The sequence below is a fragment of the Chromobacterium sp. Beijing genome (assembly GCF_021496765.1).
In the GTDB taxonomy this organism is placed as follows: Bacteria; Pseudomonadota; Gammaproteobacteria; order Burkholderiales; family Chromobacteriaceae; genus Chromobacterium.
The window spans coordinates 5,295,589-5,318,636 of sequence record NZ_CP053750.1; the positions used below are offsets into that span (position 1 = coordinate 5,295,589).

Genomic DNA, 23,048 nt, shown 5'->3' on the forward strand with positions numbered 1-23,048 from the left:
AAGGGTCAAGCTTCATCGCAAGCTTGTACTAAACATGCCATGTCCGATCAGAACCATATCTCTTTGCATAACCTGAAGGTCTCCTGCTCCAACTGCAGCCTGAAGGAACTTTGTCTACCTGTGGGGCTTAACCGCGAGGAGCTGACCCAGCTCGACGCGGTGATCCGCCAAAGCCGCCGTTTGAAGCGCGGCGAGTACTTGTTCCGCAGCGGCGAAGGCTTCCGTTCGCTGTTCGCGGTGCGCACCGGCTTCTTCAAGACCAGCGTCGCCAGCCAGGACGGCCGCGAGCAGGTCACCGGCTTCCATATGTCCGGCGAACTGATGGGCCTGGATGGCATTTCCGCCAATGTGCACGGCTGCGACGCCATCGCGCTGGAGGACAGCGAGGTGTGCGAGCTGCCGTTCAGCCGCATGGAGAGCCTGGGCCGCGAAATTCCCACCCTGCAGCACCATTTCTACCGCCTGATGAGCCGCGAGATCGTTCGCGATCAGAATGTAATGTTGTTATTGGGCAACATGAAGGCGGAAGAGCGCCTGGCCGCCTTCCTGCTCAATCTGTCGCAGCGTCTGTCCACCCGCGGCTTCGCCGCCAATGACTTCATCCTGCGCATGAGCCGCGAGGAAATCGGCAGCTTCCTCGGCCTGAAGCTGGAAACCGTCAGCCGCACGCTGTCCAAGTTCCAGCAGCAAGGCTGGATCACCGTCGATCACAAGCACATCCAACTGGTGATGGTGGACGAATTGAAGGCGCTGATTTCCGGCTGCGCTCACGCCAACGGACATTGATTCCGCCGCGCGGGCGGACAGATGGAAAACGCAAGGCAAGCCCTCGGGCTTGCCTTTTTTCATGGGGCCGGCGCGCAGTCCGCGATTTGCAGCAGCAGCCGCGACAGCGGCGCCTCCTGAGGCCAGCCCGGCGGCACGGCGAAGCCGCGGGCCACTTCATGCCAGTCGCCGTCGGGGCCGGGCTGCAGTTCGGCCAGCAGCTGCGGCGCCTCGGCCTGTTCCAGGCGCGCGCGTAGTTCCGCCGCGTCGGCGGTGTGTTCCCGCGAGCGGCGCGCCGGCGCCAGCCAACTGAGCCTGGGCAGCCAGGCCCAGCGCGAATCCGCGTTCAGCACCGGCCAGTCGCCGCGCAGCGGCCAGTATTGCCCGTACAGCGGCTGGGCGCCGGGCGGGGCTTCCGGCGCGGTGTCGCGGGCGTGGAACAGCCAGCCGCTGAGCCGGGCGCCGACCGCGCAGCCCTCAAAGCCCGCCGGCAGCGTCGCTTGCGCCGCCGGGTGGCGGGACAGGCGCAGCTGGGTTTGCAGTTTATGGGCTTTCAGCGCCCAGGCGTCGCGCAGGCTGGGGCCGGTCAAGGTGTCCGCGCTGCGGCCCAGTTGCAGATAGAACTTGCTGGCGGCTTCCAGATGCAGCGGTTGGCCGTCTAGGCGCAGCAGGAAGTCGAACTCGCCGACGGTGCGGCCGTCCGGTGCGCGCACCGGCAGATTGCTGGCCACCAGTTCGATGTGCGGCGCCAGCCGGAACCAGAAGGACAGCAGCCGTTCCGCGTAATGGCCCAGACGGCGGGTGGGCTGGCGCGCCAGCCAGTGCTGAAGTTCGGCAGGATCGGCGTCCAGCGTTTGCAGCAAGGCGGGGCCGTCGGCCCCCAGCAGCCGCTGCGGCGGGATGTCCGCGCCGCTGCGCCAGGGAGAGGGCGCGGAGAGCAGAAAAGCCAGATCGCGCACCGCCGGGTGCGCGTAGGGCAGGGTGAACGGCGGCTTATTCGCCATCCTGTCCGGGCGCGTCGCGGCGGACTTCGCCGTCGGCGGCGCGCTGCACCTGTTTGAGGAAGCCGCGCAGGATGTCGATTTCCTCGCGCAGCAGGCCGGCGCGGTTGAACAGGGTGCGCATCCGGCGCATCATCCGTTCGCTGTTGCGGCGGCGGAAATAGCCTATCTTGTCCATGGTCTGTTCCAGGTGGCCGCAGAAGCCCTCCACCTCGCCCAGCGCCGCCGCGTCGCTGTCTGCGCGCAGATAGTCGACGTCCACGCCGGTGTGGCTGAACAGTTCGTAAGTCATCACCTGCACCGCCATCGCCAGATTCAGCGAGAAGTAGTCCGGGTTGCCGGGGATGGTCACCAGGCGGTTGCATTGTTCGACTTCTTCAATGGACAGGCCGAAGGTCTCGTTGCCGAACACCAGGGCCACCTGTTCGCCGGCGCGGGCGCGCGCCACCAGTTCCGGCGTGGTCTGGCGCGGGGTGGACAGCGGGGTGGTCAGCTCGCGACGGCGGCTGGTCAGCGCGCAGGCGATGGTGACGTCTTGCAAGGCCTCGGCCAGGCTGGACACCACGGTGGCCTGCTCCAGAAGATCCACCGCGCCGGAGGCCAGCGTATTGGCCTCGTCGCTGGGAAACACTTTGGGTTCAACCAGATACAGCCGGCTCAGGCCCATGGTTTTCATCGCCCGGGCGGCGGAGCCGATATTGCCCGGATGGTTGGGGCGGGCCAACACGATGCGAATGTTTTTCAGAAAATCAGGTACTTGGGGTTTATTCATCAGCAGTTTCACATTAAAATAGCCGGCTTATCGAAAAAGCCCGCGCGCCGTTTTGCGCGCAAGGCCAGCGTTTGCCGGATTGGGCAGGCGTGCGGCCTTGCCCGATTGCGCCGGGTTTTTCTTGTTCCTTAACCCAGATTGTTACTAGCAGACGTCGCGTCATGTGGCGGACGTCTGTCATGGTTGAAAGTGTAGAGGCCGTCAATGCATCCGATGCTCAATGTCGCGGTGAAAGCCGCTCGCCGCGCCGGCAGTGTCATCCAGCGCGCGTCGCTGAATCTCGACGCGGTGCGCGTAGAGCGCAAGAAACACAATGACTTCGTGACCGAAGTGGACCGCGCCGCGGAAGAGTCCATCATCGCTTCCATTCTGGAAGCTTATCCCAAGCACGCGATTCTAGCAGAAGAGTCCGGCGCGAAAGGCATCGGTTCGTCGGAATACGAGTGGATCATCGATCCGATCGACGGCACTACCAACTTCCTGCACGGCCACCCGCAGTACGCGATCTCCATCGCGCTGGCGCACAAGGGCCAGGTGCAGCAAGCCGTGGTCTTCGACCCCAACCGCAACGATCTGTTCACCGCCTCGCGCGGCGTCGGCGCCTTCCTCAACGATCGCCGCATCCGCGTGTCCAAACGCTTCATGATGAATGAATGCGTGATCGCCACCGGCTTCCCGGTGTCCGATCAAAGCTATATCGACCAATACCTGGGCATGCTCAAGGATGTGCTGGCCAAGACCGCCGGCGTGCGCCGCGAAGGCGCGGCCTCGCTGGACCTGTGCAATGTCGCTTGCGGCCGCGTGGAAGGTTTCTGGGAGCTGAACCTCAAGCCTTGGGACATCGCAGCGGGCAGCCTGATCGTGCAGGAAGCGGGCGGCATCGTCACCGACTTGTCCGGCGAACAAGGCTGGCTGGAATCCGGCGACATCGTCGCCGCCAACCCGAAAGTGCTGGCGCAGCTGCTGTATACGCTGGCGCCGCATATCGGCAAGTAAGCGCTGCCGGCTTGGGCCCCTTGGGGTTTGAGCGGCTAACGCGTCACGGCGTCCTCGGGGGCGCCGTTTTTGTTTGGAGCGTGATATGAAACAGTTTTTGGGTTCGGTCGCCCTGGTGGTGACGGATTACGATGAAGCCATCGCCTGGTATGTGGACAAGCTGGGCTTTGTCTTGCTGGAGGATGAGCGCCAGGGCGAGGACAAGCGCTGGGTGCGCGTGGCGCCGCCGGGAGCGAGCGAGTGCGCGCTGCTGCTGGCCAAGGCGAGCAATGCGCGGCAGCAGGCGGCGGTGGGCGGCCAGACCGGCGGCCGCGTGGGTTTCTTCCTGCATACCGACGATTTCTGGCGCGATTACCGCCGCATGGCGGCGGCGGGCGTGAGCTTCAGCGAGCAGCCGCGCGAGGAGGAATACGGCACCGTGGTGGTGTTCGAGGACTTGTACGGCAATCGCTGGGATTTGCTGCAGTTGAAGTCCGACGTTTAAACGCCGGCTGGGCCCCGTGAATAACAAAGAGCCGCGCATTGCGCGGCTCTTTGTTATTCACGTCGCCAAAAACCGCCGGCTCGTCGTCGGCAGCGGCTTGCGGCTGCGGCGGATAGGCGTCCGCTTCGTTCCAATCCAGATCCCAATCCAGATCCAGTTCGGCCAGCATGGCCTGGCGTCCGGCCTGGCGCTGTCCGGAGCGGCTTTGTCCGTGGGCGCCGCCTTTTTTCATGATGGGCGCGCAAGCGTGCGGATTGCGCGGTTTGATCGTGTGCATGGAGTGCTCCTGTGCTTGGGGCCCGCTGAGCGGGCGGAAGACGGCGGCGCGGACGCCGCCGGGTAAATCAGTTGTGCACCATCAGGCTCGCCACCTTGGTGGTGATGATGTCCACCGCCGGATCATTGGCGCCGTGCGGCAGGATCACGTCGGCGAAGCGCTTGGTGGGCTCGATGAACTGATTGTGCATCGGGCGCACCGTGGTCAGGTATTGTTCGATCACGCTGTCGGTGGTGCGGCCGCGCTCGGTGATGTCGCGCTTGAGACGACGGATGAAGCGCACGTCGGAATCGGTGTCGACGAAGATCTTCAAGGACATCATGTCGCGCAGCGCGGCGTCGTACAGCGGGAACAGGCCTTCGATGACGATGACCGGCGCCGGCTGCACGGTGATGGTTTCCTCGGCGCGGGTGTGGTTGGCGAAGTCGTAGACCGGCATTTCGATGGCGCGGCCGTTGCGCAGATCGTCGATGTGCTCGATCAGCAGCGGCCAGTCGAAGGCTTGCGGGTGGTCGTAGTTGGTGGCCAGCCGTTGTTCGAAGGTCAGATGGCTCTGATCGCGGTAGTAATAGTCTTGAATGATCACTGCCGCCATCTCGGAGCCAATGGTTTCCAGCACTTGATTGGTCACCGTGGTTTTACCGCTGCCGCTGCCGCCTGCAACGCCGATGATGAACGGGGTGGTCATGAAACTATCCTTCTACGCGTAAAAATGATAAAAAAACGCGCCATTCTAATGAGTTATGGCGCGTCCTTCCACTCTAATTGCGACATTATCCGCTATGAAGCGCGCTGACCTTCCGCCTGGGCGGCCTCATACCACTCCCGCATCGCCGGCAAAGCCAGCAGACGATCGACGTAAGCCTGCGATTGCTCCGGCAATTTGACGTTATAAGTGTGGAAGCGGGTGGCGATGGGAGCGAAGAAGGCGTCGGCGATGCTGAAGCCGCCGAAGATGAATTCGCCGTTGGCCTGGTGGCGCGGCAGATGCTCTTCCCACAGCGAGATGATGCGGGCGATGTCGAACTCCACCGCCGGCGTGCTCTGATAATTGATGTGGCGCAGCGTCAGATTCATCGCCAGGTGTTCGCGCAGCGCGGAGAAGCCGGAGTGGATCTCGGCGACGATGGAGCGGGCGACCGCGCGCAGTCCCGCGTCGTCCGGCCACAGCTTGGCGGCGGGAAAGCATTCGGCCAGGTATTCGCAGATGGCCAGCGAATCCCAGATCCGCAGCTTGCGGTCTATCAGCACCGGCACCTTGCCGGCCGGGTTGGCGGCCAGGATGCGGGCCTTGGTGTCGGACAGGTAGAGATCGATCTGCTGCTCTTCAAACGGCTCGTCCAGCATTTTCAGCACCAGCCAGGGGCGCAGGGACCAGGAGGAGTAGTTTTTATTGCCGATGATGAGGGTGAACATCAGGGAGCTCCGTTTCGAAAGAGGAGGCTGCCGGCGGGCTGTCGCAGCCTTTGTCCGATGATACCGCCATCGGCCCGTCTTTTCCTATGCGGAGACGGCGGGTTTTGGGCCCAAGACGGCAAAAAGGCCGCATCCTGCGACGCGGCCTTGCTAAAACGGGGGGCGGGGAGGCTTATTCCACCTCGTCGATCCAGGCTTGCTGGATCGCCTCCAGCACGCGTTCGCCGCCGCGGCTGTGGTCGTCGTCAAAATCCGGCAGCTCGACGACCCAGTTGTGCAGATCAACGAAGCGCACGGTCTTGGGGTCGACTTCCGGATGGGTTTCCGCCAGTTCGATGGCGATGTCCAGCACGTCGGTCCATTTCATCTTCTTGTCTCCTGAGCGGGGAACCGCTCATAAAATCCAGCGCAGCGGCTGTAGCAAGGCGCGCCGCCGCGGACAGTACATGAGGTACGGCAAGGCGGCGCAACGCGGCTACAGGGATTTTAGGGCGTGTTCCTAGTGGTGTTCGCGGGCGTGGTTGATGGTGTACCGGGGAATGTCTATCACCAAATCCTCATCGGCGACAATGGCCTGGCAGGACAGCCGGGACTGGGCTTCCAGTCCCCAGGCCTTGTCCAGCAGGTCTTCTTCCAGCTCGTCGGCTTCGTTCAGGGAGTCGCCGCCTTCGCGGACGATGCAATGGCAGGTTGTGCAGGCACAGGACATCTCGCAGGCGTGCTCGATCTCGATATCGTGATCCAGCAGGACCTGGCAGATGTTCTGGCCGGGTTCGGCGTTGTCGATGACCAGGCCTTCCGGGCAGAGGTCGGCGTGGGGCAATACGATGATTCGCGGCATGGCGGATCCTTACAAATCGGAAATGTTGTGGCCTTTGAGCGCGCGTCGGATATTGCGATCCATGCGGCGCGAGGCGAATTCTTCGGTGGCGCGGTTGAGGCGGCCGGAGGCCTCGTTGACCTCGCGCGCGATTTGAGCGGCGGCGATGGCGGCGTCCACGGCGGCCAGCGCCTCTTCCACCGCGGCGCGTTCGTCGGCGTCCAGCAGATCGCCGTCGCTGGCGAGCGCAACGCGACAGGCCTCGCTGAGGCTGGTGGCGTCGACGACGGCTTCGCGCAGTTTGCGCGCCTCGATGTCTTCATGCACATGGGTCATGGACTCGGTCAGCATGCGGCTGATTTCCTCATCGCTCAGGCCGTAGGAGGGCTTGACCTCGATGCGCGCTTCCACGCCGCTGGTCTGTTCGCGGGCGGACACTTCCAGCAGGCCGTCGGCGTCCACCTGGAAGGTGATGCGGATGCGCGCCGCGCCGGCCACCATCGGCGGGATGCCGCTCAAGGTGAACTTGGCCAGCGAACGGCAATCGGCCACCAGTTCGCGCTCGCCTTGCAGCACGTGGATGGACATCGCGGTCTGGCCGTCCTTGAAAGTGGTGAAGTCCTGGGCGCGGGCCACAGGGATGGTGCTGTTGCGCGGAATGATCTTCTCGGTCAGGCCGCCCATGGTCTCAATGCCCAGCGACAGCGGGATCACGTCCAGCAGCAGCCACTCGTCGTCGCCCTTGTTGCCGGCCAGCACATTGGCCTGGATCGCCGCGCCCAAGGCGACGACCTTGTCCGGGTCCAGATTGGTCAGCGGCTCCTGGCGGAAGAAATCGCCGACGGCTTTTTGCACCTGGGGCATGCGGGTGGCGCCGCCCACCATCACCACGCCATGGACCTCGTCCGCGGCGACGCCGGCGTCGCGCAGCGCCTTGCGCACCGGCAGCAGAGTCTTGTCCACCAGGTTCTTGGTGATGCCGCGGAAGGTGTCCTGGTCCAGCGTCAGGTTCAGGGCCTGGCCGTCGGACAGCAGTGCGGTGATCTGAGTCTCCGCGTGCTCGGTCAGCGCTTCCTTGGCCTCGCGGGCGCGGGTCAGCAGCAAGCGGGTATCCTGGGCGCCTAGCCCGGACAGGCCGGCTTGTTCCAGCATCCAGCAGTAGACGCGATGGTCGAAGTCGTCGCCGCCCAGCGCGGAGTCGCCGCTGGTGGCCAGCACTTCGAACACGCCGCGGCTGAGTTTGAGAATGGAGACGTCGAAGGTGCCGCCGCCCAGATCGTAGACGACGTATATGCCTTCGCTGCCGTTGTCCAGCCCGTAGGCGATGGCGGCGGCGGTGGGTTCGTTCAGCAGGCGCAGCACGTTCAGGCCGGCCAGGCGCGCGGCGTCCTTGGTGGCCTGACGCTGGGCGTCGTCGAAATAGGCCGGCACGGTGATGACCGCGCCGGTCAGATCGCCGCCCAGGCTGGCTTCGGCACGCTGTTTCAGGGTGCGCAGAATGTCGGCGGAGATTTCCACCGGGCTTTTGATGCCGCCGCGGGTCACCAGTTGCAGCATGCCGGGCGCGTCGACGAAGCGATAGGGCAGGTTGCGAACGTCCGGCAGATCGGCCAGGCCGCGGCCCATGAAGCGCTTCACCGAGACGATGGTGTTGTGGGGGTCCTTGTTCTGCTCTTTCTGGGCGTCGTAGCCCACGCTGACGCCGCCTTCTTCGGCGTAGCGCACCACCGAGGGCAGCAGGCTGCGGCCGTGCTCGTCCTTGAGTACGGCGGCGGATCCGCTGCGCACCGAGGCCACCAGGGAATTGGTGGTGCCCAGATCGATGCCGATCGCCAAGCGGTGTTGGTGAGGGGCGGCGGAGAGGCCGGGTTCGGCGATTTGCAGTAAGGCCATATTCAGTTCAAATCAGTTCGAGGTAAGCCGCCTGCTGCGGCGGAGGCGGATGGAGAGGACGGGCCGGAGCGGGATCCCCACGACGGGGAAGGGCCGGCGGCCGAGGGCTCAGTCAAGCAGCGCCTCGATGGCATCGCCGATTTCCTGGTCCAGTTTTTCCAAAAACCGCAATTTTCTCACTAGAAGCGCGGCGGCGTCCAAGTCGGCGCGCTGGTCCAGCGCCAACTCCAGCTCAGCCTGATGCGAGCGGCTCTCGTCCCGCAACTGGCGCGACAAGGCTTCCAGGCGTTCGAGCTCGCCGCCGGCGCGGGCGTCTTCGATGTTTTCGCGCCATTCCATCTGCGCCATCAGGAAGGCGGCCGGCATCTGAGTGTTGGTGTCTTCCTGGGTGTCCACGCCGGCGAGCGTCAGCAGGTAGCGGGCGCGGTTCAGCGGCGACTTCAGCGTTTGGTAGGCTTCGTTGACCCGGGTGGCCTGCATCAGCGCGCTGCGTTTTTCGGCGTCGGAGCTGCTGGCGTAGCGGTCGGGATGGACCTGGGCCGCGGCGGTGCGCCAGGCGTGCTCCAGCGCTTGGCCGTCGATGGCGAAACGGCGCGGCAGATTGAACAGGGAGAAGAAGTCTTGGCTGAAATCGGTGCTCATAGGGACGGGGCCGGAAAACCTAGCGTACAGTTGGACGACGGGCGGGCGGCGCCGAAGCGCGCCCGCCTGCCGGGGTCAGACGTTGAAGCTTTCGCCGCAGCCGCACTCGTTTTTGACGTTGGGGTTGTTGAACTGAAACCCCTCGTTCAAGCCTTCCTTGGCGTAATCCAGCTCGGTGCCGTCGAGATAGGCCAGGCTCTTGGCATCGGTGAACACGGTGACGCCATGGCTTTCAAAGGTCACGTCTTCGTCGCTGGCCGCGTCGACGAACTCCAGCTTGTAGGCCATGCCGGAGCAGCCGGAGGTCTTGACGCCCAGACGGATGCCCAAGCCCTTGCCGCGTTTGGCGATGAAGGCGCTGACGTGAGCGGCGGCGCGTTCGGAAAGGGTGATAGCCATGATGTGTCCCCGCTGATTATTTGCCGTGCTTTTGCTTGTAGTCGTTGACCGCGGCCTTGATCGCGTCTTCGGCCAGGATGGAGCAGTGAATCTTCACCGGCGGCAAGGCCAGTTCTTCGGCGATGGCGGTGTTCTTGATATCCAACGCTTCGTCCAGCGATTTGCCCTTGACCCATTCGGTCACCAGCGAGGAGGAGGCGATGGCGGAGCCGCAGCCGTAAGTCTTGAACTTGGCGTCCTGAATCACGCCGTCCTCGCCCACCTTGATTTGCAGCTTCATCACGTCGCCACAGGCCGGCGCGCCCACCATGCCGGTGCCCACGCTGTCGTCGCCTTTTTCGAAAGAGCCCACGTTGCGCGGGTTTTCGTAGTGATCCATTACCTTGTCGCTGTATGCCATGATTGTCTCCTTCAGCGCCGCTCCGGCCTGGCCGGTTCGGCGCTGGATATTGCTGTCGCCCTTAGTGGGCGGCCCATTGAACCGAATTCAGATCCACGCCGTCTTTGAACATTTCCCACAAGGGGGACAGTTCGCGCAGCTTGCCGATCTTTTGGTTTAGCAGATTCACCGCGAAGTCGATTTCCTCCTCGGTGGTGAAGCGGCCCAGCGTGAAACGGATCGAGCTGTGGGCCATTTCGTCGTTGCGGCCCAGCGCGCGCAGCACGTAGGACGGCTCCAGCGAAGCCGAGGTACAAGCCGAACCGCTGGATACGGCCAGCTCCTTGATCGCCATGATCAGGCTTTCGCCTTCGACGAAGTTGAAGCTGACATTGAGGTTGTGCGGCACGCGTTGGTCGATGTCGCCGTTGATGTAGACCTCTTCCATGTTCTTGATGCCGTTCCACAGGCGGTCGCGCAGCATGCGGATGCGTTCGCGCTCGCTGTCCATCTCTTCGCGGGCGATGCGGAAGGCTTCGCCCATGCCCACGATCTGGTGGGTGGCCAGGGTGCCGGAGCGGAAGCCGCGCTCATGGCCGCCGCCGTGCATCTGCGCTTCCAGGCGCACGCGCGGCTTGCGGCGCACGTACAGCGCGCCGATGCCCTTGGGGCCGTACACTTTGTGGGCGGACAGGCTGAGCAGGTCCACTTTCTGCTTTTCCATGTCGATGATCACCTTGCCCGGCGCCTGGGTGGCGTCGACGTGGAAGATCACGCCCTTGGTGCGGCAGATTTCGCCCAGCTGTTCGATGTCCTGCACCACGCCGATTTCATTGTTGACGAACATCACCGAGGCGACGATGGTGTCCGGGCGGATGGCGGCCTTGAATTCTTCAATGTCCAGCAGGCCGTTGTCCTGCACGCCCAGATAGGTCACTTCAAAGCCCTGGCGCTCCAGCTCGCGCATGGTGTCCAGCACCGCCTTGTGTTCGGTCTTGACGGTGATCAGGTGCTTGCCCTTGCTCTTGTAGAAGTGGGCGGCGCCCTTGATCGCCAGGTTGTCGGACTCGGTGGCGCCGGAGGTCCAGACGATTTCCTTGGAGTCGGCGTTGATCAGCTTGGCCACTTCAGCGCGCGCGTTCTCCACCGCTTCCTCCGCGTCCCAGCCGAAGCTGTGGCTGCGGGAGGCCGGGTTGCCGAACTTTTCGTAAAGATAGGGAATCATCTTGTCGGCAACGCGCGGGTCTACCGGCGTGGTGGCCGAGTAGTCGAGGTAGATCGGATGCTTGAGCTGGCTCATTTATATTCTCTCCACAGAAGATGGGTCCGCGCCTCACAGGGCGCCGGAGGCGGCAGAAGCGTGAACCACGCTGCATTCGCGCTTATCCTGCAATACAGTGTTTTCCTTGGTCTTTTGCTGCTCAACCAGGCTGGCGAGGCTGACCTTGGACAGGTAGTCGAAAATGGTGACGTTCAGATTGGTCCACAAATCGTGGGTCATGCAGCGCTGATTGCCGCGACAGTTCTCGCGGCCGCCGCACTGGGTGGCGTCCACCGGCTCGTCCACGGCGGTGATGATGTCGGCCACGGAGATGTCGATCGGAGTCTTGGCCAGGGTGTAGCCGCCGCCGGGGCCGCGCACGCTGTCCACCAGTTCGGCGCGCCGCAGCTTGCCGAAGAGTTGTTCCAAGTAGGAGAGCGAGATGCCTTGACGCTCGCTGATGCCGGCCAGCGTGACCGGGCCGCCGCTCTCGCGCAATGCCAGATCCAGCATCGCGGTGACGGCAAAACGCCCTTTAGTGGTTAAACGCATGTCTCTGGTCTCCAAGAGTGGGTATTTGGAGGAGGATGAATTCCTGATGCAGACGATTATACCTAATATCCGACTGTTTTAGTCAACTATTATCGGCGGAGGCAAGAGGATGCGGCTGCGCAAAGCCGATCATTTTACTCGGTTTTTAGTTCGAGGGGTAGTTTTGCCTACGGGATTCGCGGCAGGCCGCAGGCCGGAATCGGGCGTCGGCAGGGCGGCGCGAGCCGGCCGCGCAGAGGCGGGAAGGGCCGCGAGCCGCGCCGCGGCCGCGTTTGCGGTTTTATTACTTTCAGATGAAGGGCTTGGTGTAGAATCCGGCGACGGATAAGGATCGTCCGCGGACGGGCCGAAACGGGGCGGGCATTTCCGCTCGGGCGGCGCAGCGAGGACTGTCGTCGCCGCAACAAAAATCTACACTTACCCGGGTCACGGGGGGCTAAAAGGACAATTCATGCACAAGGTCGTCATTAGCGGAACCGGCTTGTTCACGCCGCCGCACGCGGTCAGCAACCAGGAACTGGTCGCGGCTTTCAATGCCTTTGTACACGCTCACAATCAGCAGCACGCGGACCGGATCGCCGCCGGAGAAATGGAAGCGCTGGCCGAGTCCAGTTCCGAATTCATTGAGAAAGCCTCCGGCATCAAGCAACGTTTCCTGATGGACAAGAGCGGGGTGCTGGATCCGGCCAGAATGGCGCCGCGTTTGCCGGAGCGCGGCAACGACGAGTTGTCGGTGCAGGCGGAGATGGCGGTGGCCGCGGCGCGCCAGGCGCTGGAACGCGCCGGCCGCAGCGCCGCGGACATCGACATGGTCATCGTCGCCTGCTCCAATATGCAGCGTCCGTACCCGGCGGTGTCCATCGAAGTGCAGCAGGCGCTCGGCATCCAGGGCTACGCCTTCGATATGAACGTGGCCTGCTCGTCCGCCACCTTCGGCATTCAGACCGCGGTCAACGCCGTCGCTTGCGGCCAGGCGCGCGCGGTGCTGATGGTGAATCCGGAAATCTGTTCCGCCCATTTGAACTTCCGCGACCGCGACAGCCACTTCATCTTTGGCGACGCTTGCACCGCGGTGGTGCTGGAGCGCGCCGAGGCGGCGAGCTCGGCGCAGCGTTACGAGGTGCTGGGCAGCAAGCTGGCCACGGTGTTCTCCAATAATATCCGCAACAACTTCGGCTTCCTCAATCGTTGCGACGAGGCGGGGATAGGCCAGCCGGACAAGCTTTTTGTGCAGCAAGGCCGCAAGGTGTTCAAGGAAGTCTGCCCGATGGTGGGCGATCACATCGCCGCGCATCTGGAAGGCCTGGGCATCGCGCCGGCCGAGGTGGCGCGCTTCTGGCTGCACCAGGCCAATCTGGCGATGAACCAGCTGATCTCCCGGCGCGTGCTGGGCCGCGAGGCCGGCGATCAAGAGGCGCCGGTGATTCTGGACCGTTACGCCAACACCAGTTCCGCCGGCTCCGTGATTGCATTCCATCTGCATTCGGATGACCTGCGGAGTGGGGATGTCGGCGTCATTTCATCTTTTGGCGCGGGCTATTCGGTGGGCAGCGTTGTGCTGAGGAAAATCTGATAAGCCGGAAAAAATAGTCCTAGCGCGAAGGGCCCTTGGCAGAAAAAAGCAGAGGACGCTTGTCAAAAGCGTCCTCTCTGCATAATGTATCCCCCATGGCGGGCTTGGATCCCGCTGACAAGAAAGACCGATGAGTCTGTACAAGGGAAAGGAAATAAAGATGCAAACTGTCAAGAAAGCGCTGTTGGCAGCCGGCCTGATCGCCGGGACCGCGATGGCCGCCCAGGCCGCCGGCACCCTGGTGTACTGCTCCGAAGGCAGCCCGGCGGGTTTCGACCCTGGTCAATACACTACCGGCACCGATTTCGACGCTTCCGCCGAAACCGTGTTCAACCGCCTGGTGCAGTTCCAACGCGGCGGCACCAAGGTGGTGCCGGCGCTGGCAGAGAAATGGGATGTGGCCGCCGACGGCCTGAGCTACACCTTCCATCTGCGCAAGGGCGTGAAGTTCCAGACCACCGACTACTTCAAGCCGACCCGCGAATTCAACGCCGACGATGTGGTGTTCACCTTCAGCCGCATGGTCGACAAAAACCATCCGTTCCGCAAAGCCTATCCGACCGAATTCCCGTATTTCACCGATATGGGCCTGGACACCAATATCGTCAAGGTCGAGAAAATTGACGCCAATACCGTCAAGTTCACTCTGAAGAGCCTGGACGCGGCCTTCCTGCAGAACCTGGCGATGAGCTTCGCCTCGGTGCAGTCCGCCGAGTACGCGGACAAGCTGCTCAAGGCCGGCAAGCCGCAGCTGATCAATCAGCAGCCGGTGGGCACCGGCCCGTTCATCTTCAAGCGTTACCAGAAAGACGCGCAGATCCGCTTCGCCGCCAACAAGGAATACTGGAACAAGGCCGACGGCCCGAAAGTGGACAATCTGGTGTTCGCCATCACCACCGACGCTTCCGTGCGCTACCAGAAGCTGAAAGCCGGCGAGTGCCAGATCACCGTCAACCCGCGTCCGACCGATCTGGCCGCGATGAAGGCCGATTCCAAGCTGTCGGTGACCGCGCAGCCGGGCTTCAACCTGGGCTACCTGGCTTACAACGTCAAGCACAAGCCGCTGGAGAAGCTGGAAGTGCGTCAGGCGCTGGACATGGCGATCAATAAGAAAGCCATCATCGACGCGGTGTACCAGGGCGCCGGCCAGCCGGCCACCAATCCGATGCCGCCGACCCAGTGGTCCTACAACAAGAGCCTGAAAGACGCGCCTTACGATGTGGCCAAGGCCAAGGCGCTGCTGGCCAAGGCCGGCTACCCCAACGGCTTTGAACTGAGCTTGTGGGCGATGCCGGTACAGCGTCCGTACAACCCCAACGCCAAACTGATGGCGGAAATGGTGCAGTCGGACTGGGCCAAGATCGGCGTCAAGGCCAAGATCACTTCCTACGAATGGGGCGAGTACATCAAGCGCGCCAAGGCCGGCGAGCATGACACCATGTTGATCGGCTGGACCGGCGACAACGGCGATCCGGACAACTGGCTGGGCGTGCTGTTCGGCTGCGACGCGATGAACGGCAACAACTTCTCCAAGTGGTGCTACAAGCCGTTTGAAGACCTGATCCAGAAGGGGAAGCGCACTGCCAACGTGGCCGAGCGCACCAAGCTGTACATGAAGGCTCAGGAAATCGTCAAACAGCAAGTGCCGATGACCACCATCGCCCACTCCACCGTCAATCAGCCGATGCTGAAATCGGTGCAGGGCTTCAAGGTCAGCCCCTTCGGCCTGAACTCCTTCTACGGCGTCAGCGTCAAGTAAGCCTGAAATAATAAAAACACGGCGACATCGGGGGCCTGGCCCCGATGTTTTGGCTAAGTTCGGCGAATGGCGCTGCTGATGCCGGCCTGTCCGCGTTGCGGCCGGGACCGACGCTGAAGCGGAGCGCTATTGGCCACTACAAGCCTTGGGTTTCCAGTCGCACGCAGAGGCGGCGGGCCCGATGGCGGCGGAACGTCTACTGGGTGGTTTTCAGAGGGTAGTCAGTCACAGCGTGGAGAGGCTGTGCGTCCGGCTTGACCTGGGTCAAGCTCGTCTGCGGCGAGGGGTGCTATCTTGCACTTGCCGTGGCGGTGGCGCAGCTGATGTGGGTGGGTGGTTCAGTTGCATGCCATCGCTTCGGCGCTCTTCTTGCTGTTTTCCTTGCTTCTTCTCCGTCCGATTCCGGTAACGTCTCCCCAAAACGTAATAGAGCCGTCGTTCGCCGTTTGCCATGCAAGGCGTCGTCGCTCTGGGTCTCATTTGAGTATTGCGCCCAGTCGCCCAGCGGGGCCGGCGCAAGGGAGAAGTCCTCATGTTTTCCTTTATTCTGCGAAGGTTGGGTTTATTGGTGCCAACCTTCTTCGGCATCACGCTGCTGACCTTCGGCCTGATCCGCATGATTCCGGGCGATCCGGTGGAGGTGATGGTGGGCGAGCGCGCGCTCGATCCGCAAATGCACGCCGAAGCCTTGCATCGCCTGGGTCTGGACAAGCCGCTGTACGCTCAGTATTTCGACTACGTGGTCAATCTGCTGCATGGCGACCTGGGCGAGTCCCTGGTGACCAAGACCGGGGTGTGGACCGAGTTCAAAACCCTGTTCCCCGCCACGCTGGAATTGGCGATCTCCGCCTTGATCTTCGCCACCGTGTTGGGTCTGCTGGCCGGCGTCATCGCCGCCATCAAGCGCGGCTCGCTGTTCGACCACGGCGTGATGGGCATCTCGCTGACCGGCTTCTCCATGCCCATCTTCTGGTGGGGCCTGATCCTGATCATGTTCTTCTCGGTCAAGCTGGGCTGGACCCCGGTGTCCGGCCGCGTCGACCTGACCTTCGACATCGCGCCGCACACCGGCTTCATGCTGATCGACTCTTGGATGGCGGAGGTCGCGGATCCGGAAGTGAACGCCGGCGCCTTCAAGAACGCTTTGATGCACCTGATCCTGCCCGCCATCGTGCTGGGCACCATTCCGCTGGCGGTGATCGCGCGGATGACGCGCTCGTCGATGCTGGAAGTGCTGCGCGAAGACTATGTGCGCACCGCGCGCGCCAAGGGCCTGTCGCCGGCGCGAGTGATCTTCATCCACACCCTGCGCAACGCGCTGATCCCGGTGTTGACCGTGATCGGTCTGCAAGTGGGCACGCTGATGGGCGGCGCGGTGCTGACCGAAACCATCTTCTCCTGGCCGGGCATAGGCAAATGGCTGATCGACGCCATCAGCCGCCGCGATTATCCGGTGGTGCAGAACGGCATCCTGATGGTGGCGACGCTGGTGATCGTCACCAACTTCATCGTCGACATCCTGTACGGCATCGCCAATCCGCGCATCCGTCACGCCAAGTAACAGCCAGTAGGTGGACTTATGACTCAGACTACGCAAGTCAACGCCGGGCCGGACCTGGCGCTGGCCTATCCCTCGCCGCTGAAGGAGTTCTGGCAGGGCTTTTCCCACAACAAGGGCGCGGTGGCCGGCCTGATCTTCATGCTGATCGTCACCTCCTGTGCGCTGTTGGCGCCGCTGGTGGCGCCCTACAGCCCCATCGAGCAGTACCGCGATCATTTGCTGACCCCGCCGGCCTGGGTGGACGGCGGTTCGGCGCAGTTCCTGTTCGGCACCGACGAATTGGGGCGCGACATCCTGTCGCGGCTGATTCACGGCGCGCGGCTGTCGCTGTTCATCGGCCTGTGCTCGGTGCTGATGGCCTTGCTGCCGGGCGTGGTGCTCGGCCTGTTGGCCGCCTTCTTTCCCAAGGCCCTCGGTGGCGCGATCATGCGGCTGATGGACATCATGATGGCCTTGCCCTCGCTGTTGCTGGCGGTGGCCATCATGGCCATTCTCGGACCGGGGCTGATGAACGCGATGATCGCCATCGCCACCGTGTCCTTGCCCGCCTATGTGCGCCTGACCCGCGCGTCGGCGATGACCGAGCTGAACCGCGACTACGTCACCGCCTCGCGCGTGGCCGGCGCGGGCCTGCCGCGGCTGATGTTCGTCACCGTGCTGCCCAACTGCATGGCGCCCTTGATCGTGCACGCGACCATGAGCTTTTCCTCGGCCATTCTGGAGATCGCCGCGCTGGGCTTCCTCGGCCTGGGCGTGCAGCCGCCCACCCCGGAGTGGGGCACCATGCTGGCCTCGGCCCGCGATTACATTGAAAGCGCCTGGTGGGTGGTGACGCTGCCCGGCCTGACCATTTTGCTGTCGGTGCTCGCCATCAACTTGATGGGCGACGGCCTGCGCGACGCGCTGGACCCGAAACTGAAGCGCGCCGCTTGAGGGGATGGACATGAGTTTGTTGCAAATCAAGAACCTCTCGGTGGAGTTTGGTTCGGAAAAAAATCCCTTCCGCGCGGTGGAGGGGCTGGACTTAGAGGTCAATCAGGGCGAGATCGTCGGCATCGTCGGCGAATCCGGCTCCGGCAAGTCGGTGACCATGATGGCGATGATGGGGCTGTTGGAAGGCCAGGGTCGCATCGTGGCCGACGAACTGAGCTTCGACGGCAAGAACCTGCTGACCATTTCCTCGCGCGAGCGCCGCAAGATCGTCGGCAAGGACATCGCGATGATCTTCCAGGACCCGATGACCTCGCTGAACCCCAGCTACACCGTCGGTTACCAGATCATGGAAGTGCTGAAGCTGCATCAGGGTCTGCGCGGAGCGGCGCTGAAGCGGCGCGCGCTGGAACTGATGGAACTGGTGGAGATTCCGGCGCCGGCCTCGCGGCTCAACGCCTATCCGCACCAGCTGTCCGGCGGCATGAGCCAGCGCGTGGTGATCGCGATGGCCATCGCCTGTAATCCCAAGCTCTTGATCGCCGACGAGCCGACCACGGCGCTGGACGTGACCATTCAGGCGCAGATCATGGAGTTGCTGGTCAGCCTGCAGAAAAGCCAGAACATGGCGCTGATCATGATCACTCACGATCTGGCGGTGGTGGCCGAGGTGGCCCACCGGCTGGCGGTGATGTACGCCGGCCAAGTGGCGGAGATGGGCGCGGTGCCCGGCGTGTTCAACCACCCGACCCACCCGTACACCGAGGCGCTGCTGTCGTCGATTCCGGAGCACAGCAAAGGCGCGCATCGGCTGAACACCTTGCCCGGCATCGTGCCGGGGCAGTACGACCGTCCCAGCGGCTGCCTGTTGTCGCCGCGTTGCCCCTATGTCAAGGACAACTGCCGGACCCAGCGTCCGGGGCTGACCCCGGTGGAAGGCGGCGCCGTGCGCTGCCACTACCCGTTGCTGGACAAGGAGGCGAAATGAGCACCGTATTGCAAGCGCGGGATCTGACCCGCTATTACGACGTGTCCCAGGGCTTCCTCAAGCCCTCGGCGCAGGTCAAGGCGCTCAACGGCGTCTCCTTCGAACTGCAGGCCGGCAAGACGCTGGCGGTGGTGGGCGAATCCGGCTGCGGCAAGAGCACGCTGGCCCGGCAACTGACGCTGATCGAAGCGCCGACCTCCGGTTCTTTGCTGCTGGACGGCAAGGACGCGGCCCAGGCCGGCAAGGCCGACTTGAAAGCCATGCGCACCAAGGTGCAGATGGTGTTCCAAAACCCGTACGCGTCCTTGAATCCGCGTCAGAAAATCGGCAGCCAGCTGGCCGAGCCGCTGCTGATCAACACCTCGCTGAACGCCAAGGAGCGCGAAGACAAGGTGCGTGGCATGATGCAGCGGGTCGGTCTGCGACCGGAGCACTTCTTCCGCTATCCGCATATGTTCTCCGGCGGCCAGCGTCAGCGCATCGCCATCGCGCGCGCAATGATGCTGAACCCCAAGATCGTGGTGGCGGACGAGCCCACCTCGGCGCTGGACGTGTCCATCCAGGCCCAGGTGCTCAATCTGTTCATGGATTTGCAGGACGAGTTCAAGACCGCCTATGTGTTCATCTCCCACAATCTGTCGGTGGTTGAGCATGTGGCCGACGACCTGATGGTGATGTACCTGGGGCGGGCGGTGGAGGTGGGAGAAAAGAACCGCGTTTACGAACGGCCGCTGCACCCCTATACCCAGGCCTTGTTGTCGGCGACGCCGTCCATCCATCCTGAGCAGCGCCGCATCAAGATCAAGATCGAAGGCGAACTGCCCAGCCCCTTGAAGCCGCCGTCGGGCTGCGCCTTCCACAAGCGCTGCCCGCACGCGAACCAGCGTTGCGGGGAAGAGGTGCCGGAATTGCGCGAGCTGGATCAGCGCATGATCGCCTGCCATCGCGCCGAAGACATCAACGTCTGAGCGCGTATTGTCCTATCGTCAGCGGGGCCGCCATGCGCGGCCCGCTTTTTTTTGGCCGCGCTTTGTCGATAATGAGGAAAATGGACAGATTCTGCTGCGGATAGTCCAGCTGGAAGCGAAACATTTTGCGCAATGCACAAAAATTGCTTTACCCGCCCCCAACGACCACGATACATTCGCCATGGCACACACAGTCAAAGGAAAACGAGAATTGAAGCGAGCCGTGTACGCGGGCAGCTTCGACCCGGTGACCAACGGTCACCTATGGATGATTCGCGAAGCGGTGGAACTGTTTGACGAATTGATCGTAGCGGTCGGAGTGAACCCGGAAAAACACTGTACCTTCAGTGTCGAGGAACGAGTGGCTTTGCTGCGCGCCGTCACCGGCGGCTTCAGCAAGTTGCGGGTGGATGTGTTCGAGAACCAGTTCCTGGTCAATTACGCGCAAAGCATAGGCGCCAACTACATCATCCGCGGCATCCGCACCGCCAGCGACTATGAGTACGAGCGCACCATGCGCTACATCAACTCCGATTTGCACCCGGACATCACCACCATCTTCCTGCTGCCGCCGCGCGAATACGCCGAGGTGTCGTCGACGATGGTCAAAGGCCTGGTGGGGCCGCGCGGCTGGGAAAGCGTGATTCGCCAATATCTGCCGGAGCCGGTCTACCGCAAGCTGATCGAGATGTATTCGTCCGAATAGCCGCGGCTGTAATAGAATTGGATATCCGTTCACGCGCCGCCTGCAGTCAGCGGCGCGTTTGTTTTGTGTTTTGCCCATCGCCCATATCGAGGACTCATGCTGGACGTCAGCCCATTCGCCAATCGCTTGGCCAAGAATTTCAAGCACCACGCCAAATGGGCGCGCCGCCAGGGGCTGGACGCCTGGCGCGTTTACGACAAGGACGTGCCGCAGTTCCCGTTCGCGGTGGACCTGTACGGCGAGCGCGTCCATCTGCAGGAGTACGACACCGGTTGGGAGATGGAGGACGAGGCCTATCGCGACTGGATCAACGCGGTGGTGGACAGCCTGTGCGCGGTCACCGGCCTTGCGCCCGGCGCGGTGACGCTGAAGAACCGCCGCCGTCAAAAGGGCGTCAGCCAGTATGAGAAAGTGGGACAGTCGGGCGACGACTTCATCATTGATGAGTTCGGCCAGCGTTTCATCGTCAACCTGGACGCCTACCTGGACACCGGCCTGTTCCTGGACCACCGCAACACCCGCAAGCGGGTGAGGGAAGAGGCCGCCGGCAAGCGTTTCCTCAATCTGTTCGCCTATACCGGCAGCTTCACCGTCTATGCCGGCTGCGGCGGGGCGATCAGTTCCGAAACCGTGGACATGTCCAATACCTATCAGGATTGGTCGCGCCGCAATTTCGAGCTCAACGGCCTGGATCTGGCCCGGCATCAGCTGGTGAGGGCCGACGTGTTCCAGTATCTGGAAGAGGCGGTGGACGGCGGCAAGCAGTTCGACCTGATCGTGATGGACCCGCCCACCTTCTCCAACTCCAAGAAAATGCGCGACATCCTGGACGTGCAGCGCGATCACGTCTGGCTGATCGACTACGCGATGGCGCTGCTGGCGCCGGGCGGCACCTTGTACTTCTCCAATAATCTGCGCAGCTTCAAGCTGGACGAGAGACTGGCCGAGGATTACGTCATCCGCGACATCAGCGCGCAATCGGTGCCGGAAGACTTCCGCAACCGAGCCATCCATCAGTGCTGGCAGATACGCCGCGACTAGCGGTTTGAGTCTTCTATATAAGGTTCCGGTTAATTAGAGGCCGAACTTTATCGCCGGGTTTCCTATCGTATTGCATGGCGCGACAACATTCCGACAGCTGCTAGTCTGAATCATGCGCGCTTTCGCTCATCACAATAAGGAGACTCGATGATTCAACTCGATTTCTACGGCACCCTGGTGGCCGCGTCGCTGGTTTTGCTGCTCGGGCGCAAACTGGTGGCGCATGTCGGCGCGCTGCGCACCTACAACATCCCCGAGCCGGTGGTCGGCGGCTTGCTGATCGCCGCCTTGCTGCTGCTGTTCCGCCAAGTCACCGGCAGCGAAGTCCGCTTCGACGCTTCGCTGCAAACCCCGCTGATGCTGGCCTTCTTCGCTTCCATCGGCCTCAACGCCAATTTGAAAAGCCTGAAACAGGGCGGCAAGACCGTCGGCATCTTCCTGGCCGTGGTGGTCGGCCTGCTGCTGGTGCAGAACACCTTGGGCATCGCCTTGGCCAGCCTGCTGGGCCTGGACCCATTGATGGGCTTGCTGGCCGGCTCCATCACCTTGTCCGGCGGTCACGGCACCGGCGCCGCCTGGGGCGGCACCTTCGCCTCCAAATACGGATTGGCCTCGGCCTCGGAACTGGCGCTGGCCTGCGCCACCTTCGGTCTGGTGCTGGGCGGCCTGATCGGCGGCCCGGTGGCGCGCTTCCTGGTCAAGAAAGTCCAAACCCCGGGCGCCGAGCACAATGCCGACGATCCGCCGCTGGCCTTCGAACAACCGGACGCCCAGCGTCTGATCACGCCGCATTCCTTCATCGAGACCCTGGCGCTGATCGCCGTCTGCTTGCTGGGCGGCACCTTTCTCGGCGGCCTGCTCAAAGGCACGCCGCTGGAACTGCCCACCTTCGTCTGCGTATTGTTCGTCGGCGTGCTGATCAGCAACGGCTTGGCGGCTTTGGGTTGGTATCAGATCTTCGAGCGCGAAGTGTCGGTGCTCGGCAATGTCAGCCTGTCGCTGTTTCTGGCCCTGGCGCTGATGTCGCTGCGCTTGTGGGATTTGGCGGCGTTGGCGCTGCCCATCTTCGTGCTGCTGCTGGCGCAAACCGCGGCGATGGCGATGTACGCGATCTTCGTTACCTTCCGGGTGATGGGCCGCAATTACGACGCGGCGGTGCTGGCCGCCGGCCATTGCGGCTTCGGCCTGGGCGCCACCCCCACCGCCATCGCCAATATGCAGGCGGTGACCGAGCGCTTCGGCCCTTCGCATCTGGCCTTTCTGGTGGTGCCCATGGTGGGCGCCTTCTTCATCGACATCGTCAACGCCATTGTGATCAAGCTCTACCTGGCGCTGCCCTTCATCGGCTAAGCCTTGCGGCAGCGGAGGCTATCGCCCGGATTGATAAATTCAACCAGGCGATAGCCTTGCAATGCCGTGGCCGCGTACCTATCTTTGCTGCAACAGCCCGCCGCTGGCGGGCGCTTCAGACAGCGAAAGACATCCCCATGGCTTACATCAATCTCAACGCCGACAACTTCAACACCCATATGAAAGAGGAAGGCCTGGTCATCCTCGACTTCTGGGCGCCGTGGTGCGGTCCGTGCAAAATGTTCGGCCCCACTTTCGAAGCCGCGTCGGAAAAACACGCCGACATCGTGTTCGGCAAGATCAATACCGAAGACGAACGCGACCTGGCCGCTCACTTCAATATCCGCTCCATTCCGACGCTGATCGCCATCAAGGACGGCATCATGGTGTTCAACCAGGCCGGCGCGATGATGGCGGCGCAATTCGAACAACTGATCCAGGGGCTGCGCGAACTGGACATGGACAAGGTGCGGGCCGACATCGCCAGCCAGCAGGAATGACAGCTGGCGCCGAGG

At 62.9% G+C, this 23,048-nt stretch carries 26 protein-coding genes; 14 read left to right on the forward strand and 12 right to left on the reverse strand.

From position 1 onward, the window contains the following. Positions 1 to 39 precede the first annotated feature (39 nt). Entirely contained in the window at positions 40 to 786 is a 747-nt protein-coding gene (gene fnr / locus HQN78_RS24815; RefSeq protein ID WP_043590811.1) for a fumarate/nitrate reduction transcriptional regulator Fnr, read from the forward strand. 59 nt (positions 787 to 845) lie between these two features. Here the strand turns inward: fnr and HQN78_RS24820 are convergent, their stop codons facing one another. Together HQN78_RS24820 and HQN78_RS24825 are read right to left on the reverse strand one after the other, a co-directional pair. Next, complete coding sequence (locus HQN78_RS24820; protein ID WP_235087047.1) at positions 846 to 1,769, reverse strand: DUF1853 family protein; 924 nt, start codon at positions 1,767 to 1,769, stop codon at positions 846 to 848. After that, a complete protein-coding gene (locus HQN78_RS24825) occupies positions 1,759 to 2,538 on the reverse strand; it encodes an RNA methyltransferase (protein WP_107800354.1) in 780 nt (259 codons plus the stop codon). Before HQN78_RS24825 ends, HQN78_RS24820 begins: the two co-directional genes overlap by 11 nt. A 204-nt stretch (positions 2,539 to 2,742) precedes the next feature. Between HQN78_RS24825 and HQN78_RS24830 the strand changes: the two genes are divergently transcribed. From HQN78_RS24830 to HQN78_RS24840, 3 genes are all read left to right on the forward strand, one after another. Next, positions 2,743 to 3,534: an inositol monophosphatase family protein gene (locus HQN78_RS24830; protein ID WP_235087049.1), complete on the forward strand. Its 792-nt coding sequence runs from the start codon at positions 2,743 to 2,745 to the stop codon at positions 3,532 to 3,534. Positions 3,535 to 3,619: 85 nt separating this feature from the next. After that, entirely contained in the window at positions 3,620 to 4,018 is a 399-nt protein-coding gene (locus tag HQN78_RS24835) for a VOC family protein (RefSeq protein ID WP_107800353.1), read from the forward strand. A gap of 16 nt (positions 4,019 to 4,034) precedes the next feature. Continuing rightward, on the forward strand, positions 4,035 to 4,361 hold the full coding sequence (locus tag HQN78_RS24840; RefSeq protein WP_235087051.1) for a hypothetical protein: 327 nt from the start codon (positions 4,035 to 4,037) through the stop codon (positions 4,359 to 4,361). A gap of 1 nt (position 4,362) precedes the next feature. On the opposite strand, the gene udk is transcribed toward HQN78_RS24840, so the two are convergent. The 10 genes from udk to iscR all read right to left on the reverse strand — a co-directional run bounded on the left by udk (position 4,363) and on the right by iscR (position 11,657). Continuing rightward, a complete protein-coding gene (udk, locus tag HQN78_RS24845; protein ID WP_048413454.1) occupies positions 4,363 to 4,983 on the reverse strand; it encodes a uridine kinase in 621 nt (206 codons plus the stop codon). Positions 4,984 to 5,075: 92 nt separating this feature from the next. Continuing rightward, complete coding sequence (locus HQN78_RS24850; RefSeq protein ID WP_107800352.1) at positions 5,076 to 5,711, reverse strand: glutathione S-transferase family protein; 636 nt, start codon at positions 5,709 to 5,711, stop codon at positions 5,076 to 5,078. A gap of 172 nt (positions 5,712 to 5,883) precedes the next feature. Continuing rightward, a complete protein-coding gene (iscX, locus tag HQN78_RS24855) occupies positions 5,884 to 6,078 on the reverse strand; it encodes a Fe-S cluster assembly protein IscX (RefSeq protein ID WP_107800351.1) in 195 nt (64 codons plus the stop codon). 132 nt (positions 6,079 to 6,210) lie between these two features. Next, positions 6,211 to 6,552, reverse strand: coding sequence for an ISC system 2Fe-2S type ferredoxin (fdx, locus tag HQN78_RS24860; protein ID WP_107800350.1), 342 nt, complete (start codon positions 6,550 to 6,552; stop codon positions 6,211 to 6,213). 9 nt (positions 6,553 to 6,561) lie between these two features. Beyond that, on the reverse strand, positions 6,562 to 8,424 hold the full coding sequence (gene hscA, locus HQN78_RS24865) for a Fe-S protein assembly chaperone HscA (RefSeq protein ID WP_227104694.1): 1,863 nt from the start codon (positions 8,422 to 8,424) through the stop codon (positions 6,562 to 6,564). Between the two features lie 108 nt (positions 8,425 to 8,532). Beyond that, the gene (gene hscB / locus HQN78_RS24870; RefSeq protein WP_235087053.1) at positions 8,533 to 9,066 is read right to left on the reverse strand and encodes a Fe-S protein assembly co-chaperone HscB; all 534 of its coding nucleotides are present in this window, start codon (positions 9,064 to 9,066) and stop codon (positions 8,533 to 8,535) included. Between the two features lie 75 nt (positions 9,067 to 9,141). After that, positions 9,142 to 9,465 carry an iron-sulfur cluster assembly protein IscA gene (gene iscA / locus HQN78_RS24875; RefSeq protein ID WP_107800347.1) on the reverse strand — a complete coding sequence of 108 codons (324 nt, stop codon included), beginning with the start codon at positions 9,463 to 9,465 and terminating at the stop codon, positions 9,142 to 9,144. A 16-nt stretch (positions 9,466 to 9,481) separates the two neighbouring features. Next, a complete protein-coding gene (gene iscU, locus HQN78_RS24880) occupies positions 9,482 to 9,865 on the reverse strand; it encodes a Fe-S cluster assembly scaffold IscU (RefSeq protein WP_048411946.1) in 384 nt (127 codons plus the stop codon). A 61-nt stretch (positions 9,866 to 9,926) separates the two neighbouring features. Further along, complete coding sequence (locus HQN78_RS24885) at positions 9,927 to 11,144, reverse strand: IscS subfamily cysteine desulfurase (RefSeq protein ID WP_235087056.1); 1,218 nt, start codon at positions 11,142 to 11,144, stop codon at positions 9,927 to 9,929. A 33-nt stretch (positions 11,145 to 11,177) separates the two neighbouring features. Then, the gene (iscR, locus tag HQN78_RS24890; RefSeq protein WP_107800345.1) at positions 11,178 to 11,657 is read right to left on the reverse strand and encodes a Fe-S cluster assembly transcriptional regulator IscR; all 480 of its coding nucleotides are present in this window, start codon (positions 11,655 to 11,657) and stop codon (positions 11,178 to 11,180) included. 451 nt (positions 11,658 to 12,108) lie between these two features. Here iscR and HQN78_RS24895 point away from each other — a divergent pair, with 451 nt between their 5' ends. The 10 genes from HQN78_RS24895 (at position 12,109) to trxA (ending at position 23,033) form a co-directional block, all read left to right on the forward strand. Beyond that, a complete protein-coding gene (locus tag HQN78_RS24895) occupies positions 12,109 to 13,230 on the forward strand; it encodes a beta-ketoacyl-ACP synthase III (RefSeq protein ID WP_227104689.1) in 1,122 nt (373 codons plus the stop codon). 160 nt (positions 13,231 to 13,390) lie between these two features. After that, positions 13,391 to 14,989, forward strand: a complete 1,599-nt coding sequence (locus HQN78_RS24900; protein WP_107800343.1) for an ABC transporter substrate-binding protein — start codon at positions 13,391 to 13,393, stop codon at positions 14,987 to 14,989. Between the two features lie 532 nt (positions 14,990 to 15,521). Next, positions 15,522 to 16,550, forward strand: a complete 1,029-nt coding sequence (locus HQN78_RS24905; RefSeq protein WP_107800342.1) for an ABC transporter permease subunit — start codon at positions 15,522 to 15,524, stop codon at positions 16,548 to 16,550. A gap of 18 nt (positions 16,551 to 16,568) precedes the next feature. After that, complete coding sequence (locus HQN78_RS24910) at positions 16,569 to 17,483, forward strand: ABC transporter permease subunit (RefSeq protein ID WP_107800341.1); 915 nt, start codon at positions 16,569 to 16,571, stop codon at positions 17,481 to 17,483. Between the two features lie 10 nt (positions 17,484 to 17,493). Continuing rightward, positions 17,494 to 18,468 (forward strand): ABC transporter ATP-binding protein, encoded by a 975-nt coding sequence (locus HQN78_RS24915; protein WP_107801933.1) that lies wholly within the window; start codon positions 17,494 to 17,496, stop codon positions 18,466 to 18,468. After that, the gene (locus HQN78_RS24920; RefSeq protein ID WP_227104687.1) at positions 18,465 to 19,436 is read left to right on the forward strand and encodes a peptide ABC transporter ATP-binding protein; all 972 of its coding nucleotides are present in this window, start codon (positions 18,465 to 18,467) and stop codon (positions 19,434 to 19,436) included. Before HQN78_RS24915 ends, HQN78_RS24920 begins: the two co-directional genes overlap by 4 nt. A gap of 181 nt (positions 19,437 to 19,617) precedes the next feature. Beyond that, positions 19,618 to 20,142, forward strand: a complete 525-nt coding sequence (gene coaD / locus HQN78_RS24925; RefSeq protein ID WP_107800339.1) for a pantetheine-phosphate adenylyltransferase — start codon at positions 19,618 to 19,620, stop codon at positions 20,140 to 20,142. Positions 20,143 to 20,238: 96 nt separating this feature from the next. Beyond that, a complete protein-coding gene (locus tag HQN78_RS24930; RefSeq protein ID WP_107800338.1) occupies positions 20,239 to 21,183 on the forward strand; it encodes a class I SAM-dependent methyltransferase in 945 nt (314 codons plus the stop codon). 147 nt (positions 21,184 to 21,330) lie between these two features. After that, positions 21,331 to 22,533, forward strand: coding sequence for a sodium/glutamate symporter (gene gltS, locus HQN78_RS24935; protein WP_235087058.1), 1,203 nt, complete (start codon positions 21,331 to 21,333; stop codon positions 22,531 to 22,533). Positions 22,534 to 22,670: 137 nt separating this feature from the next. Then, positions 22,671 to 23,033, forward strand: a complete 363-nt coding sequence (gene trxA / locus HQN78_RS24940) for a thioredoxin (protein WP_107800336.1) — start codon at positions 22,671 to 22,673, stop codon at positions 23,031 to 23,033. The last annotated feature ends 15 nt before the right edge of the window (positions 23,034 to 23,048 follow it).

Bases quoted from the DNA above. Each gene is read 5' to 3' on its own strand.
- trxA (WP_107800336.1), top strand. From the start codon at position 22,671: ATGGCTTACATCAATCTCAACGCCGACAACTTCAACACCCATATGAAA.
- hscA (WP_227104694.1), bottom strand. From the start codon at position 8,424: ATGGCCTTACTGCAAATCGCCGAACCCGGCCTCTCCGCCGCCCCTCAC.
- HQN78_RS24900 (WP_107800343.1), top strand. From the start codon at position 13,391: ATGCAAACTGTCAAGAAAGCGCTGTTGGCAGCCGGCCTGATCGCCGGG.
- gltS (WP_235087058.1), top strand. From the start codon at position 21,331: ATGATTCAACTCGATTTCTACGGCACCCTGGTGGCCGCGTCGCTGGTT.
- HQN78_RS24885 (WP_235087056.1), bottom strand. From the start codon at position 11,144: ATGAGCCAGCTCAAGCATCCGATCTACCTCGACTACTCGGCCACCACG.
- iscU (WP_048411946.1), bottom strand. From the start codon at position 9,865: ATGGCATACAGCGACAAGGTAATGGATCACTACGAAAACCCGCGCAAC.
- HQN78_RS24895 (WP_227104689.1), top strand. From the start codon at position 12,109: ATGCACAAGGTCGTCATTAGCGGAACCGGCTTGTTCACGCCGCCGCAC.
- HQN78_RS24915 (WP_107801933.1), top strand. From the start codon at position 17,494: ATGAGTTTGTTGCAAATCAAGAACCTCTCGGTGGAGTTTGGTTCGGAA.
- HQN78_RS24820 (WP_235087047.1), bottom strand. From the start codon at position 1,769: ATGGCGAATAAGCCGCCGTTCACCCTGCCCTACGCGCACCCGGCGGTG.
- HQN78_RS24905 (WP_107800342.1), top strand. From the start codon at position 15,522: ATGTTTTCCTTTATTCTGCGAAGGTTGGGTTTATTGGTGCCAACCTTC.
- iscR (WP_107800345.1), bottom strand. From the start codon at position 11,657: ATGCGTTTAACCACTAAAGGGCGTTTTGCCGTCACCGCGATGCTGGAT.
- HQN78_RS24920 (WP_227104687.1), top strand. From the start codon at position 18,465: ATGAGCACCGTATTGCAAGCGCGGGATCTGACCCGCTATTACGACGTG.
- fnr (WP_043590811.1), top strand. From the start codon at position 40: ATGTCCGATCAGAACCATATCTCTTTGCATAACCTGAAGGTCTCCTGC.
- HQN78_RS24825 (WP_107800354.1), bottom strand. From the start codon at position 2,538: ATGAATAAACCCCAAGTACCTGATTTTCTGAAAAACATTCGCATCGTG.
- HQN78_RS24835 (WP_107800353.1), top strand. From the start codon at position 3,620: ATGAAACAGTTTTTGGGTTCGGTCGCCCTGGTGGTGACGGATTACGAT.
- fdx (WP_107800350.1), bottom strand. From the start codon at position 6,552: ATGCCGCGAATCATCGTATTGCCCCACGCCGACCTCTGCCCGGAAGGC.
- HQN78_RS24910 (WP_107800341.1), top strand. From the start codon at position 16,569: ATGACTCAGACTACGCAAGTCAACGCCGGGCCGGACCTGGCGCTGGCC.
- hscB (WP_235087053.1), bottom strand. From the start codon at position 9,066: ATGAGCACCGATTTCAGCCAAGACTTCTTCTCCCTGTTCAATCTGCCG.
- HQN78_RS24850 (WP_107800352.1), bottom strand. From the start codon at position 5,711: ATGTTCACCCTCATCATCGGCAATAAAAACTACTCCTCCTGGTCCCTG.
- HQN78_RS24930 (WP_107800338.1), top strand. From the start codon at position 20,239: ATGCTGGACGTCAGCCCATTCGCCAATCGCTTGGCCAAGAATTTCAAG.
- coaD (WP_107800339.1), top strand. From the start codon at position 19,618: ATGGCACACACAGTCAAAGGAAAACGAGAATTGAAGCGAGCCGTGTAC.
- iscX (WP_107800351.1), bottom strand. From the start codon at position 6,078: ATGAAATGGACCGACGTGCTGGACATCGCCATCGAACTGGCGGAAACC.
- HQN78_RS24830 (WP_235087049.1), top strand. From the start codon at position 2,743: ATGCATCCGATGCTCAATGTCGCGGTGAAAGCCGCTCGCCGCGCCGGC.
- iscA (WP_107800347.1), bottom strand. From the start codon at position 9,465: ATGGCTATCACCCTTTCCGAACGCGCCGCCGCTCACGTCAGCGCCTTC.
- udk (WP_048413454.1), bottom strand. From the start codon at position 4,983: ATGACCACCCCGTTCATCATCGGCGTTGCAGGCGGCAGCGGCAGCGGT.